The following is a 13,394-nucleotide window of genomic DNA, read 5'->3' as shown; positions in this document are numbered from 1 at the left end:
ATGGCTTAAGCGCTGACAGTTTTTTTAGGGACGAGCGAAACAACTTCCGCCTCGCGTTGCACCGCATCGTGGTAGTCGAGGTACGAGCGCTGAATGGCGATGTGATCCGCCACGTACTTGGCGTCATGCCAAACGCCCCAGATGAACGAAGAGCCGCGACGGGACTGCCAAGGCAAACCGAGGAAGTACACTCCCGGTTCGCTCGACACGCCGCGTTGATGCTGCGGCTTGCCTTTGTCGTCGAAGGCATCCACCTTCAGCCAGCTGTAGTCCGTGGCAAAACCGGTGGCCCAGATGATCGAGGTCACGCCGGCCTTGGCCAGGTCCAGCTCAAGAATCGGATGGGTCACGCACTCCGGATCCGGGAAAGTGATGCGCGCTTCCGGTTCTTGGGGCAGGTCCAGGCCATTGCGTTCGATGTAGGCGTCGGCGGCGTTGAGCAGCGCCAGATAATTTTCGTCGCCGCGCGCCAGGTTCTCGGCCAGGTTCGGCTGGAAGGTCGCCACGCCGCCGTTGAACGCTTGGGTCAGGCCGACCAGCGTCATGCCGCGATGAGCGAGGCCGCGGAAGTCCACCGTACGGCCGCCATGTGCGCCGCTGACCGCGATGGTCACGTGTTCGCGACCGGGCTTCATCGCCGCTTGATCCCATTCGCCAAGCACCCCCAGCCACCAGCAGAAATCACGGTTGCGATAGGCGCGAGGCGGGCGGTCGTGGGCACCGACGGAGAGATAAACCTGCTTGCCGGCCCGTTGCAATTCATCGGCGATCTGCACGCCGGACGAGCCCGCGCCAACCACCAGCACTGCGCCTTCAGGCAGTTGCTGCGGGTTGCGATAATCGGCGGAGTGGATTTGCAGGAAGGGCTGATCCTGCGGTGCAATCGGCGGAATCACCGGCCGCTGGAAAGGCCCGGTAGCGGCGACCACACGGTTGGCCTCGATCACGCCTTCAGAAGTTTCGATGGTGAAACCCGGGCGGCCAACGTTGCGTTCAACTTTCAGCACGTCCACGCCGGTGCGGATCGGCGCGTTGAATTTCTTCGCGTAGGCTTCGAAGTAATCGGCCACGCGTTCTTTCGGTGCAAATTCGTCGGGGCTGAGGTCGTCAAAATCAAGGCCGGGAAAACGGTCGTGCCACGCCGGACCATTCGCCACCAGCGAATCCCAGCGCCCGGTGCGCCAGCGTTCGGCGATACGGTTGCGCTCCAGCACCAGGTGCGGCACGCCGAGTTTGCTCAGGTGTTCACTCATGGCCACGCCAGCCTGACCGGCACCAACAATCAGCGTATCTGTTTTTATTTTTTCAGTGGTCATCTCTATACCCTTCGAGTTGGATTTAGGTCGCGAACGGCCTGCCATTTCTTGGGCTCAAGACTAGGGATGACCCTGTTATCGGTAAAATATTATTAAGCTGGCATTTGAGTATAAATAACTGATGCAGAGCGTTTGACTCAGCACCTGTTGAACCTCCATGCTGAAATATGGTTGTACGGTGCAACTATTTTTCAGGGGAGGCCTGAAGTGACCACTCATCCCGCTCTGGTTGAAGAAATCCGCTCTGCGTCGCGCACGATGGTGCGTGAGTTGGGCTTCATGCGCGCCACGCTGGCGGCGACCGACTACTCACCTTCAGCCGTACACGCGCTGCTGGAGATCGAGGCACACCTGGCGCTGACCGCCGCTCAACTCGTGCAATTGCTCGATCTGGACAAGTCCAGTGTCAGCCGCATGGTGGCCAAGCTCATCAAGGCCGGCGAGCTGGTGGAAAGTGCCGACAGCGATGGTCGCGTCAAGCGTCTGCAATTGACGAAGCAGGGCCGGCGCACGGTGACTGCGATCCATGCTTATGGGCGAACGCAGGTCCAAACGGCGCTGGAACACTTGAATCCATCACAACAACAAGCGGTCGCCCAAGGGCTGGCGGCGTATGCCCATGCCCTGAATGCACACCGTACCGGCGAAGGTAAAGCGCCGGGCAACCCCGTCGAGATCAGCGTCGGTTACCGTCCCGGTGTCGTTGGGCGCGTGACTGAAATGCATGCCGCTTTCTACGCCAGGCACTCAGGGTTCGGGCAGTTCTTCGAGAGCAAGGTCGCCAGCGGCATCGCTGAGTTCGTGGGGCGTCTGGACCAGCCTTGCAACAACCTCTGGGTGGCGACAGTGAATGATCGCATCGTCGGCTCGATCGCCATCGACGGGCAGGATCTGGGCAATAACCAGGCCCACCTGCGCTGGTTCATCCTTGATGACGGTTGCCGTGGTGGCGGGGTGGGGCGCCAGTTGCTGCGCGAGGCCGTGGAGTTCTGCGACCGGTTCGGCTTCGAGGCGATCGAGCTGGCAACGTTCAAGGGCCTGGACGCCGCGCGTCGACTTTATGAAGCCGCAGGTTTTGAGCTGACCCACGAACAGCAAGGCAGTCAGTGGGGCAGCGTGGTGACTGAACAGCAATTCACCCGCCGCAGGGGAGGCGCAAGTCACCCGGTGAAGCTGTAAACTCCCCACACTTTTTACTTCCCCGAACAAGAGAACCCCATGGCGAACCAAGACATCACCTTCACCCCTGATCCCGACGCGGATTCCATCTCCTCCGACGTGGCCGGCTTCAACGGCATCCTGGTCTCCACGCAGATCCCGACCCGCGCCGACGGCAGCCTGGAACTGGGCGACATCACCCTGCAGAGCGAATGCACGTTGCAGGCATTGAAGGTTGCGCTGGAGCGCGCCGGCAGTTCCATGGACCGCGTCATGCACCTGACCATCTACCTCACCGACATGGCCGACCGCGCCGCGTTCAACGAGGTGTACAAGCGCTTCTTCGCCAAACCGTGGCCGGTGCGTGCGGCTGTTGGCGTGGCCTCGCTGGCAGTTGAAGGCATGCGTGTGGAAGTGACCGCGATGGCAGCCAAGGGCTGAGCAAAATTGTAGGAGCAGCCGGTCGACGCTCGATTGCTCGCGATGAACTCAGGCGCAACGCGTTTACTCAGAAAGCGCGCGTTATCGTTGGCCTCCATCGCGAGCAGGCTCGCTCCTACAGGGAAAGTGTTGGGCATTCTCATCACATTTATGTGATTTTGGTATTAGTGCTATCCGATTAGTACTGTTTATCAATCAATAGTCTGAGGGTAAGTTGCTTCTCTGCGTTTCTCGCCGAGAGCACCCCATGACCCATCCCGTTATTCTCTATCGTGTTTCAGCCCTGGCAAAGGCAGGCACCCTGTGTTTTGCCCTGTGCACCTCTGCGGTTGCCGAAGCGGACGAGCGCAGTCCGCTGGTCATCAAGGAGCAGGGCAGCGTGATTGCCGGCGGGAGGGTTGAGACTCAGCCGGGCATCTTTGACCCGTACAAGCCTGCCCTGTCTGATGGCCAAAGCTACCATGGCGACCATGTGTATGCGTTCTACCAGGTCCCGGTTGACGCTCGCCCGTTGCCGATTGTCATGTGGCATGGCGCGGGGCAGTCTGCGAAATCCTGGGAAACGACGGCTGACGGACGCGAAGGGTTTCAGAACATCTTCTTGCGTCGCGGCTTCTCCACCTGGTTGATCGACCAGCCGCGCCGTGGCGATGCCGGACGCAGTCTGGTTGAAACGACGATCAAGCCGGTGGCGGACGAGCAGATGTGGTTCAACCAGTTCCGCATTGGCCTGTGGCCCGACGCTTTCGAGGGCAGCCAATTCCCTCGTGGGCCGCAGGCGCTGGAGCAGTTCTTCCGCTCGATGACACCCAACACCGGCCCTTATGACATTGAGGTCGTATCCGATGGCGTTTCCGCGCTGCTGGAAAAGGCGGGACCGGCCATTCTGTTTACCCACTCGCAAGGTGGCGGGCCCGGTTGGCTGACGGCGATCAAGAGCCGCCATGTGCGGGCTATCGTCGCATTTGAACCGGGCAGCAGCTTCGTGTTTCCCGAGGGGGAAGGTCCCGCGCCGATCCCCAGCGCATTCGACACAGTCTCGGCACAGATCGTCTCGAAGGAACAGTTCGAAGCGTTGACCCGTATCCCCATCCTCATCTTCTACGGCGACAACATCCCCGACAAACCGGTTCGTTTGCCTGCTCAGGACAGCTGGCGCGCGCGACTTGAGATGGCGCGCCTGTGGCGTGATGCGGTGAATCGCCATGGCGGTGACGTCAGGCTGGTCCACTTGCCGGAGATCGGGATCAAGGGCAATAGCCACTTCCCGTTTTCGGACATGAACAACATCGAGATCGCGGACCTGGTTTCGACCTTTCTCGCAGAAAAAAATCTTGATTGATTACGCGCACGGCCATGGCTGCCGTGCACCTTGGAAACAGGAATTGGCAGGAATATTCATATGACGCGAACCACGATAAAGGCCACATTCCTGGCCGCCATGATCGGGATGTCCGGAGCAGAAGTCGAGGCAGGGGACTACAAGCAGAATCCATTCACATTGACCTACGGTGGCGCGCTGACGAAGAACGAGCCCGGCAAGGTCAACATCCATCCTGTCACCTACAAACTCAATGGCCTGGACATTGCCGCCAACGTTTACACCCCCGCGAACTATGACTCGGCGAAGAAGTACCCGGTTGTTGTCGTGGCGCATCCCAATGGCGGGGTGAAGGAGCAGGTTGCAGGCCTGTATGCCCAGCGCCTGGCAGATCAGGGCTATATCACGATCACTGCGGATGCGGCGTATCAGGGAGGCAGTGGCGGTCAGCCGCGCAACGTCGACAAACCAACGAACCGCGTCGAAGACATCCATGGCATGGCGGACTTTATCGCCGGCTATCCGGGCGCCGACGACTCGCGTTTGGGCTTGCTCGGTATCTGCGGCGGTGGCGGCTATTCATTGAAGGCGGCGCAAACCGACAAGCGCTTCCAGTCCATCGCAACGGTGAGCATGTTCAATTCCGGACTGGTACGGCGCAATGGCTACAGGGATTCGCAGCTGTCCACCGTTCAGGAGCGTTTACGGCAGGCTTCGGCTGCCCGTGCCCAGGAAGCGGCGGGCGGAGAAATCCTCTACACCGGCGATGCCAAACTCACCGACGAGCAGATCGCCAAGCTGCCATTTGATTTGTATCGGCAGGGCTTTGAGTACTACGGCAAGACTCATGCTCACTCCAACTCGACCTTCAGATACACCCTGAGCAGCCTGCTGGACCTGATGAGCTTCGATGCGACGGATCAGATCGAACTGATCGACAAGCCGTTGCTGATGATCGCGGGCAGCAAGGCGGACAGCCTGTATATGTCGGAGCAAGCCTTTGCCAAGGCCACCGGTACTCAGGACAAGAAGCTGTTCACGATTGATGGCGCAACACATATCGAAACCTATTGGGTGCCTGAGTATGTGGACGTCGCCATTGCGCAGTTGAACGCGTTTTACGCCAGAACGCTCTGACTTGAGGGATCGGTCATTATGAAAAACACTCTTTTGGGGATCGCGGTTTGCGTCGCAGCGCCCTTTGCCAGCGCAGCGGGGGCTGAAAATTCCGGTGAGTCTCGGTCCGTTCAGCAGATCAGTCGCGCAGGCTCCCAATCTTCCACAGCGGGACCGGCGGATTACTTTACCGGGCAAGTGCGCGTCGATCCCTTGTTCCCCGTCACGAATGAAATCAATGCGTCCAGCGCCTACGTGACCTTCGAGCCGGGGGCGCGTTCGGCCTGGCACACCCATCCCGCAGGCCAGCGATTGGTGGTGGTTTCCGGTGTGGGCTTGACCCAGGAGTGGGGTAAGCCCGTGCAGGAAATCCTCCCCGGGGACGTGATCGTCTGCCCGCCGGGCGTCAAGCATTGGCACGGTGCCGCACCGTCAAGTGCCATGACCCACCTGGCGGTGACCGGTGCTGTGAATGGCAAAAGTGTGGATTGGCTGGAGAAAGTCACCGACGATCAATACCGCGCCTACGAACCCGTGACGCCGACATCAATGTCCACCGAAAATCTCGCTTCCGAGGTGCTGTCCGCGAGGCAGCAAGCCATCCCGCTGATTGCTGCCCACATGGCCAGCAGCAATATGCCGGGGCTGAATGCTGCATTGAATCAGGGGCTGGACGCCGGCCTGACCGTTAGCGAGGCGAAGGAAATACTGGTGCAGCTCTACGCCTACACCGGTTTTCCACGCAGCCTCAACGCACTTGGCGAGCTGATGAGGGTTGTGGAAGCGCGCAAGAAAAACGGCATCCAGGACGATCCGGGGCGTGGGCCCGGTCGTGTCATTCCCACCGGAGGTGAACTGCTGTCGGTGGGCAAGGCCAATCAGACCCGTATTGCCGGTGCGCCTGTTCAGGGCCCGCTGTTCGACTTCGCCCCTGTCATCAACCAGTACCTGCAGGCGCATTTGTTCGGTGATATTTTCGAGCGCGACAACCTGGACTGGCAAAGTCGTGAGTTGGCCACGGTCGCTGCATTGGCCGTCACTCCTGGTGTGGAGTCGCAGCTACGTTCGCACATGGCCGCGAGCCTGCGGGTCGGCCTGGGCGTTTCGCAATTGCGTCAATTGGTCCGACTGCTGGCTGAGCATGGTCATGCGGATGCGGCCAAACGTGCCGACGCGGCGCTGAATGCTGCCCAGGCAAATCAGTCCAAATAGCGCAGGGCTTCGCGCAGCAGTGCGAAGGCGGGCGAGCTCTGGCGTCGGCTCGGGTAGTAGAGGTGGTACCCCGAGAACGGCTCGCACCAATCCGCGAGCACGCGAATCAACCGGCCTTGCGCAATATGCTCCTGCACCAGGTCTTCTGGCATATAAGCCAGCCCCAACCCCTGAAGGGCGGCCTCCATGCGCATGGCGATGTTGTTGAACACCATTTGGCCTTCGACGCGTACGTTCAGTTCTTGCCCATCCTTCTCGAACTCCCAGAGAAAGAGGCCGCCGTAGGTGGGCATGCGTAGCGTAATGCAGTTGTGCTGCATGAGGTCGCTTGGGAGGGTTGGCTGCGAATATCGAGCGAAATACGCTGGGGAGCCGACAACCGCCATGCGCATGTCGGGACCGATGCGCATGGCGATCATGTCTTTGGCGACCTGTTCACCCAGCCGAACACCAGCGTCGAAGCCTTCCGCCACAATGTCAGTCAGGCCGTAGTCGACGATGATTTCGATATTGAGATCGGGATTGTCGGGCAGCAGCTTCGCGAGTACCGGTTGCAGGACCGTAATCGCGGAATGCTCGCCGGCCGTAATACGCAGCTTGCCTGCGGGCTTGTCGCGGAATTCGCTGAGCAATGCCAGCTCGATGTCGATCTCTTCGAACCTTGGGGCGATCACTTTCAGCAGATGTTCGCCCGCTTCCGTGGGGGATACGCTGCGCGTGGTTCGAGACAGTAATCTGACGCCCAGTCGCTCCTCCAGTTGGCGCATGGCCCGGCTCAATGCGGGCTGTGACATGCCCAGCCTGGCAGCGGCGCGGGTGAAACTGCGCTCCTGCGCCACGGCCGAGAAGATCGCGAGTTGGTCGTAGCTTTCAATGGTCATTTGTACGTCCCTGGGTCACGTTTCCAAAGAGGAACGAGGAGCTTACCTTGAGGCCTGCGAAAGCGCTTTGCAGGATGTCGAAAAGACCGCGTCACGTCAGGTTGTTCAGCAACCATTCGATAAAACTGCGCGCCAACGGATTGTTCTCACTGTCCCGGTGCGTTAACAACGCCCAATTCGGCCCACGAATGGTTTCCTCCACCAACGGTTGCAGCAGTCCGTTGTCACGCGCCTGCCGACTCAGTAGCTGGCTGACCAGCGCAATCCCTAACCCCGCGCACGCCGCGTCCAGCAGCAATCCGGGGTCGGAAAAATTCAACCCCTGATCCTTCTGCCCCACATCGATGCCGGCCTCGACGTCCCAATGGCTCCAGTCCATTTCCCGCTCGCCGTGCAGGGTGGTGCGCTGTTCGATGGGCACGGCCAATACATCGGGGTGACACGCCGGATAGAGGCGGTCGGCGTGCAGCACCTTGAAGCTGCATTCGGCCTGGGAGCTGATGTCATCGCGCACCGCGAGGTCGATGGTCTGGGTGGTCATGTCCGGGACTTCATCGGTGCTGAAAATCCACAGATCGACTTCCGGATGCTGCCGGCGAAAATCCCCCAGACGTGGCAGCAGCCAATGACGAGCGAACGTCGGCGTGGTGTTGAGCACCAGTTGATTGGGTTTCTGGTATTGCCCGAGACGACGAATACCGACCGACAATTGCTGCAGTAACGCCTGCGTGGTGCTGAGCAAATCGTGGCCGGCATCGGTCAGGCTGACGCTGCGTCCACTGCGAAAAAACAGCGGCTGTTCAAGGTACGCCTCAAGCGTTCGAATCTGCTGGCTGATCGCCGATTGGGTCAGGTGCAGCTCGTCGGCGGCCTTGTGAAAACTGCCCAGGCGGGCAGCAGCCTCAAAGCCGCGAAGGGTGCTGAGCGGGGGCCAGTGCTTGAGCATATTGATAAGTTCCTCTAATCACTTTTCTGCAAAATCCATCGTTTGTTCGCCCGTTTTTACAGCCGTAGCATGCATGCCAAGACCGCAAAGGTCATTTTCATTGAACACAATGACTTAACTCAAGGGCGATTGTCATGCAGCAGAACGAACTTCAGAACAGCGGCTGGTTGATGCCGGCAGAATGGGTAAAGCACGCAGCGACCTGGATGGTCTGGCCACACAATCAGGCACTCTGGGAGTCGGGTTGGCGCGTCACCCTGGCACAAGTGCAAAAGGACTTCGCCGGGGTAGCCAATGCCATCGCCCGTTTCGAACCGGTGAAAATGGTCGTTGATCCGTCGGCTGTCGCGAGTGCCAAAGCGCTTTGTGGGCCAAACATCGAGCTGATCGAGTTGGCGGTGAACGACAGTTGGTGCCGCGACTCCGGCCCAAGCTTCATTTGCCACCCGCAACAAGGGCTGGCCGGTGTGAGCTGGCGCTTCAACGCGTGGGGCGGCAAGTCGGCGCACGATCTCGATGAAGGCCTGGCGCGCCGTGCACTCAATCACCTGGGCTTGCCGTGCTTCGGCACACCGCTGAGTAACGAAGGCGGGGCGATCCATGTCGACGGCGAGGGCACGCTGATCACCACCGAGTCGGTATTGCTCAATCCCAATCGCAACCCCGGGATGACCAAGGCTGAGATGGAGGAGATTTTCACGCGTCTGCTGGGCGTGAAGAAAACCATCTGGCTGCCAGGCGATCCGGACTACGTGACCGGCGACATGACTGACGGCCATGTCGATGGTGTCTGCGCATTCGCACGCCCCGGCGTGTTGCTGGTGGACGCGACTCACGACAAGCAGTCGGTGTATGCAGAAGTGGCCCGCGAAAACCGCCGCGCGCTGGAACTGGCCACCGATGCCCAAGGCCGGAAGTTCGAGCTGATCGAACTCTATGAAGCCACTGACGCAGTGGACACTGAAGCGGAAGTGTTCTGTGCCTCCTACACCAACTTCTACATCGCCAACGACGCGATCATCATGCCGGCCTACGGCATCGATGCCGACCACGTAGCGGCCGAAGTGTTGGCTCAGGCGTTCCCTGGACGTGAAGTGGTGCAGGTGCGGATCAACCATCTGGCCCATGGCGGCGGCGGGGTGCATTGCATCACCCAACAGCAGCCTGCCTGGCCAGTGAAGGGTTGATGCCATGACCCTATTGACGATTGCCACCACCCAAATGCCCTGCACCTGGGACCTGCCGCACAACCTCGACCTTGCCGAGCAGTTGGTTCGCGAGGCCGCGGCGAAGGGCGCTCAGGTCATCCTGTTGCAGGAGCTGTTTGCCACGCCGTATTTCTGCATCGAGCAAAGCCACAAACACTTGGCACTGGCCGAAGAATATCAATACAGCCGTGTACTCAAACGCTTTGCCGCCTTGGCCAAGGAGTTGGGCGTGGTGCTGCCGCTGAGCTGGTTCGAGAAGGCCGGCAATGCCTATTTCAACTCTCTGAGCGTGGCCGATGCCGACGGGCGCTTGCTGGGCGTGTATCGCAAGACTCACATCCCCAACGCCATTGGCTATCAGGAGAAGGAGTACTTCAGCCCCGGCGATACCGGTTTCCGGGTCTGGGACACGGCGTTCGGGCGCCTCGGCGTGGGGATCTGCTGGGATCAGTGGTTCCCCGAGACCGCGCGTTGCCTGGCGTTGATGGGCGCTGAAGTCTTGCTGTTTCCCACCGCCATCGGTTCTGAACCTGGCTGCGCCGAGCTGGATTCCCGTGACCACTGGCAGATGACCATGCGTGGCCATGCGGCCGCGAACATCCTGCCGGTGGTGGCCGCCAATCGCGTCGGTCGAGAAGCGGCGACCACCGATCCGACCTTGCAAATGGGCTTCTATGGCTCGTCGTTCATCTGCAATCACAAGGGCAAACTGCTCGCCGAGGCCGACCGTGACAGCACCGGCGTGCTGGTGCACAGCCTGGACTTGAGCGCCATGCGCGAAGAGCGCCTGAGCTGGGGCATCTACCGCGACCGTCGCCCTGAGATGTACGGGGCGCTGTTGAGTCAGGACGGTCGTCACCTTCATGCTCGCTGGAACACTCAAGGAATTTGATATGGGCATTGCGCACACGTTGTTGCTCGGCACCTTGGGGTTGGCACTGGCCTCGTCGTCGCTGCACGCCGAAGAGAAAACCCTCAGGCTGTACAACTGGGCCGATTATTTCGCCGAGGACACGCTGGCGAAATTCACCGCTGAAACCGGGATCAAAGTGATCTATGACGTCATGGATGGCAGCGAAACGCTGGAAGCCAAGATGCTCGCCGGTGGCAGCGGTTATGACCTGATCTTCCCCGGCGACACGGTGGCCGAACGCTTGATGCGCGCCGGCAGCCTGCTGCCGCTGGACCGCAGCAAACTCACCGCGCTGGATGACATCGAACCCGGTTTGCAGAAGCTGCGCCGGCAGTATGAAACCTCGAGTCAGGCCACCGTGCCTTACACGTGGGGCACCATCGGCCTGACCTACAATGATGAGCAGATCAAACAGCGCTTGCCCGATGCGCCGGTCAACAGCCTCGATATGTTGTTCAAGCCGGAGCTGGCCAGCAAATTTGCCGACTGCGGTATTTCGATGATCGACTCACCGGACGAAGTGCTCGCCGTGGTGCTCAATTACCTCGGTCGGGAACCGCGCAGCGCCAAGCCCGAAGACCTCGCGGCGGCGAGTGAATTGCTGATGAAGTTGCGGCCACACATTCGCAAGTTCCAGTCGCAGCCAGTGACCGATCTGGTTAATGGCAACCTGTGCGTGTCGCTCGGTTACAGCGGCGACATGACTCAGGCGCAACGGACGTCAGACAGCGCCGGCAAAAGCACCCGATTCGAGTACCGCATCCCCCGTGAAGGCACCACCGTGTGGATGGACACCATGGCCATTCCGGTCGATGCGAAACATCCGGAGTACGCTTATGCGTTCATCAACTTCGTCATGCAACCACAGAACATGGCCGACATCAGTAACTTCACCGGCTACCCGACCTCCAACGCCAAGGCGCGGCCGAGCGTCGATGCGACAATGCGCAACAACCCGGACATCTATCTTGATGAAGCCACCTATGCACGGCTGATTCCGGGCAAGGACATCCCCCAATCCGATATGCGCGCGCGGATGCGCACCTGGACCAAGTTCAAGACGGCCACCGCGAAATGAGTTCACTTTCCAAGGATCAATACATGTCGACGCGTCGCGAGTTCATCAAGCAGGTTTCGGTCGTGGCGGGGATGGGGGCGGTTGCCTCCATCGGTTTCGGCCTGACGCCTTTGTCCGCGCACGCAGCCACCCAAGTCGGTTGGCGCATGCCGGATGAGGGCGATCGCCACGAGCAAGCCTTCATTGCTTTTGGTGCACAAGAGGCGATCTGGGAGGATTTCACCGCCGACGTGCAAGCGGCCATTGGCCTGATTGCGCGCACCATCGCCCGCCATGAACCGGTCACCGTTTTCTGTCGCGAACACGAGCGAAGCCTGGCCGAAGAGCATTGCGGCAAGAGCAACATCACCTATGTCGTCACCGAACTCGACGACATCTGGATGCGCGACATCGGCGCCAACTTCGTCATTGATGACAAGGGCGTACTTGGCGCCGTGGATTTCAACTTCAATGGCTGGGGCAACAAACAGCAGCACAGCGAAGATGCGCAACTGGCGGCACAGGTGGCCGACGCCACGGATGCGCGTTACCTGCGCAGCGAACTGGTGGGCGAGGGCGGCGGTATCGAAGTGGATGGTCACGGCACCGGGATCATGACCGAGAGCAGCTGGATCAATAAAAATCGCAATCCGGACTGGAGCAAGGCCGAGGTCGAGCAGGAACTGAAGGATCGACTCGGCCTGCGCAAAATCATCTGGCTGCCGGGCATCAAGGGTAAGGACATCACCGATGCCCATGTCGATTTCTACGCCCGTTTCGTCAAGCCTGGCGTGGTGATCGCCAACCTCGACAACGACCCCGAGTCATACGATTACAAGGTCACGCGGGCTCATCTGGACATTCTGAAAAATGCCACGGATGCAGATGGCCGCAAGCTGCAGGTGCATACGGTGTCGCCGCCGCTCAATCCACGAAAGAGCAGGTTCAACCGCAGCAACCCGGACTTTGCAGCGGGCTATATCAACTACTTCGTGATCAACGACGCGGTGATTGCGCCGGAGTTTGGTGACAAGGCGGCAGATGCCAAAGCCTTTGATCTGTTGTCCGGGCTCTATCCGGATCGAGAGGTGGTGCAGCTGAACATCGACGCAATTTCCGCTGGGGGTGGCGGTATTCATTGTGTGACCAGTCATCAGCCGTTGGTTTAGTCTGCGATGCTCCACTGCTAGAGCCTGGTCGGGAGCTTTGTATGAAGGTTGGCGTGATTTCCGATACCCATGGACTGCTCCGCCCTGAGGCCCTTGCGGCTTTGGAGGGGTGTGAACGGATCATTCATGCGGGCGACATCGGCAGCTCCGAAATCCTTGAGCAGCTTGGGGCAATCGCCCCACTGCACGTCGTGCGCGGGAACAATGATCTTGCTGCTCCCTGGGCAATGGATATTGCAGATTGCCTGCGTTTCGACCTGAACGGGTGGGAGGCGTTGCTGGTGCATGACCTCGCCGATGTCCCGGCCGTGCTTGATGCGACGGTCAAACTGGTGATCACCGGCCATTCGCACAAGCCGCGCATCGAATGGCGCGGTGAAGTGCTTTATCTCAATCCCGGCAGTGCGGGGCGCAGACGCTTCAAACTGCCGGTAACGCTGGCGTTGCTGGAGGTATTCGAGATTGCTTTAGAACCGCGCCTGGTCTCGCTGCTGGAGTGAAGTGCGCGAAGCAACAATGGCTCGTTTACGGGATTGGGTGAGGCTCGGTCTTGCGTACACCGCTGCACTGTAGGAGCCGGCTTGCTGGCGATGGACTCACAGGCGCCGCGTTTATTCTGTAGAAACGCTTAATCGTTAACGACCATCGCCGGCAAG

General features: G+C 59.9%; 13 protein-coding genes. 10 read left to right on the top strand and 3 right to left on the bottom strand.

Translation table 11 applies throughout. The annotated features are described in order from the left end of the window. Nucleotides 1-5 precede the first annotated feature (5 nt). Nucleotides 6-1,316: a flavin-containing monooxygenase gene (locus tag PMI32_RS20150; RefSeq protein ID WP_032828659.1), complete on the bottom strand. Its 1,311-nt coding sequence runs from the start codon at nt 1,314-1,316 to the stop codon at nt 6-8. Between the two features lie 207 nt (nt 1,317-1,523). On the opposite strand from PMI32_RS20150, the gene PMI32_RS20155 reads away from it, so the two are divergent. The 5 genes from PMI32_RS20155 to PMI32_RS20175 all read left to right on the top strand — a co-directional run bounded on the left by PMI32_RS20155 (nt 1,524) and on the right by PMI32_RS20175 (nt 6,564). Continuing rightward, complete coding sequence (locus PMI32_RS20155; RefSeq protein WP_008027162.1) at nt 1,524-2,495, top strand: bifunctional helix-turn-helix transcriptional regulator/GNAT family N-acetyltransferase; 972 nt, start codon at nt 1,524-1,526, stop codon at nt 2,493-2,495. A gap of 39 nt (nt 2,496-2,534) precedes the next feature. Beyond that, nucleotides 2,535-2,915, top strand: coding sequence for a RidA family protein (locus tag PMI32_RS20160; RefSeq protein WP_008027160.1), 381 nt, complete (start codon nt 2,535-2,537; stop codon nt 2,913-2,915). Nucleotides 2,916-3,162: 247 nt separating this feature from the next. Then, nucleotides 3,163-4,257 (top strand): alpha/beta hydrolase, encoded by a 1,095-nt coding sequence (locus PMI32_RS20165; protein WP_008027158.1) that lies wholly within the window; start codon nt 3,163-3,165, stop codon nt 4,255-4,257. Between the two features lie 60 nt (nt 4,258-4,317). Continuing rightward, nucleotides 4,318-5,373, top strand: a complete 1,056-nt coding sequence (locus PMI32_RS20170) for an alpha/beta hydrolase (protein WP_008027155.1) — start codon at nt 4,318-4,320, stop codon at nt 5,371-5,373. 18 nt (nt 5,374-5,391) lie between these two features. Next, a complete protein-coding gene (locus PMI32_RS20175; protein ID WP_008027152.1) occupies nt 5,392-6,564 on the top strand; it encodes a (R)-mandelonitrile lyase in 1,173 nt (390 codons plus the stop codon). On the opposite strand, the gene PMI32_RS20180 is transcribed toward PMI32_RS20175, so the two are convergent. Then, a complete protein-coding gene (locus PMI32_RS20180) occupies nt 6,552-7,445 on the bottom strand; it encodes a LysR family transcriptional regulator (protein WP_008027150.1) in 894 nt (297 codons plus the stop codon). The two genes, PMI32_RS20175 and PMI32_RS20180, sit on opposite strands and share 13 nt — an antisense overlap. 91 nt (nt 7,446-7,536) lie before the next feature. Then, complete coding sequence (locus PMI32_RS20185) at nt 7,537-8,391, bottom strand: LysR substrate-binding domain-containing protein (protein WP_008027147.1); 855 nt, start codon at nt 8,389-8,391, stop codon at nt 7,537-7,539. A 134-nt stretch (nt 8,392-8,525) separates the two neighbouring features. Here PMI32_RS20185 and PMI32_RS20190 point away from each other — a divergent pair, with 134 nt between their 5' ends. From PMI32_RS20190 to PMI32_RS20210, 5 genes are read left to right on the top strand one after another with little or no spacing between them, the layout of a single operon-like run. Next, entirely contained in the window at nt 8,526-9,578 is a 1,053-nt protein-coding gene (locus PMI32_RS20190) for an agmatine deiminase family protein (RefSeq protein WP_008027144.1), read from the top strand. 4 nt (nt 9,579-9,582) lie between these two features. Continuing rightward, nucleotides 9,583-10,491: an N-carbamoylputrescine amidase gene (aguB, locus tag PMI32_RS20195; protein ID WP_008027142.1), complete on the top strand. Its 909-nt coding sequence runs from the start codon at nt 9,583-9,585 to the stop codon at nt 10,489-10,491. Nucleotide 10,492: 1 nt separating this feature from the next. Next, entirely contained in the window at nt 10,493-11,590 is a 1,098-nt protein-coding gene (locus PMI32_RS20200; protein ID WP_008027140.1) for an extracellular solute-binding protein, read from the top strand. Nucleotides 11,591-11,613: 23 nt separating this feature from the next. Continuing rightward, a complete protein-coding gene (locus PMI32_RS20205; protein ID WP_008027139.1) occupies nt 11,614-12,738 on the top strand; it encodes an agmatine deiminase family protein in 1,125 nt (374 codons plus the stop codon). A 41-nt stretch (nt 12,739-12,779) separates the two neighbouring features. Beyond that, on the top strand, nt 12,780-13,238 hold the full coding sequence (locus tag PMI32_RS20210) for a metallophosphoesterase family protein (RefSeq protein ID WP_008027136.1): 459 nt from the start codon (nt 12,780-12,782) through the stop codon (nt 13,236-13,238). Nucleotides 13,239-13,394: the final 156 nt, after the last annotated feature.

This window comes from Pseudomonas sp. GM60 (assembly GCF_000282415.1).
Lineage (GTDB): Bacteria > Pseudomonadota > Gammaproteobacteria > Pseudomonadales > Pseudomonadaceae > Aquipseudomonas > Aquipseudomonas migulae.
The sequence above is the reverse complement of the archived record's forward strand: the minus strand, read 5'-3'. Positions and strand labels throughout refer to the sequence as shown.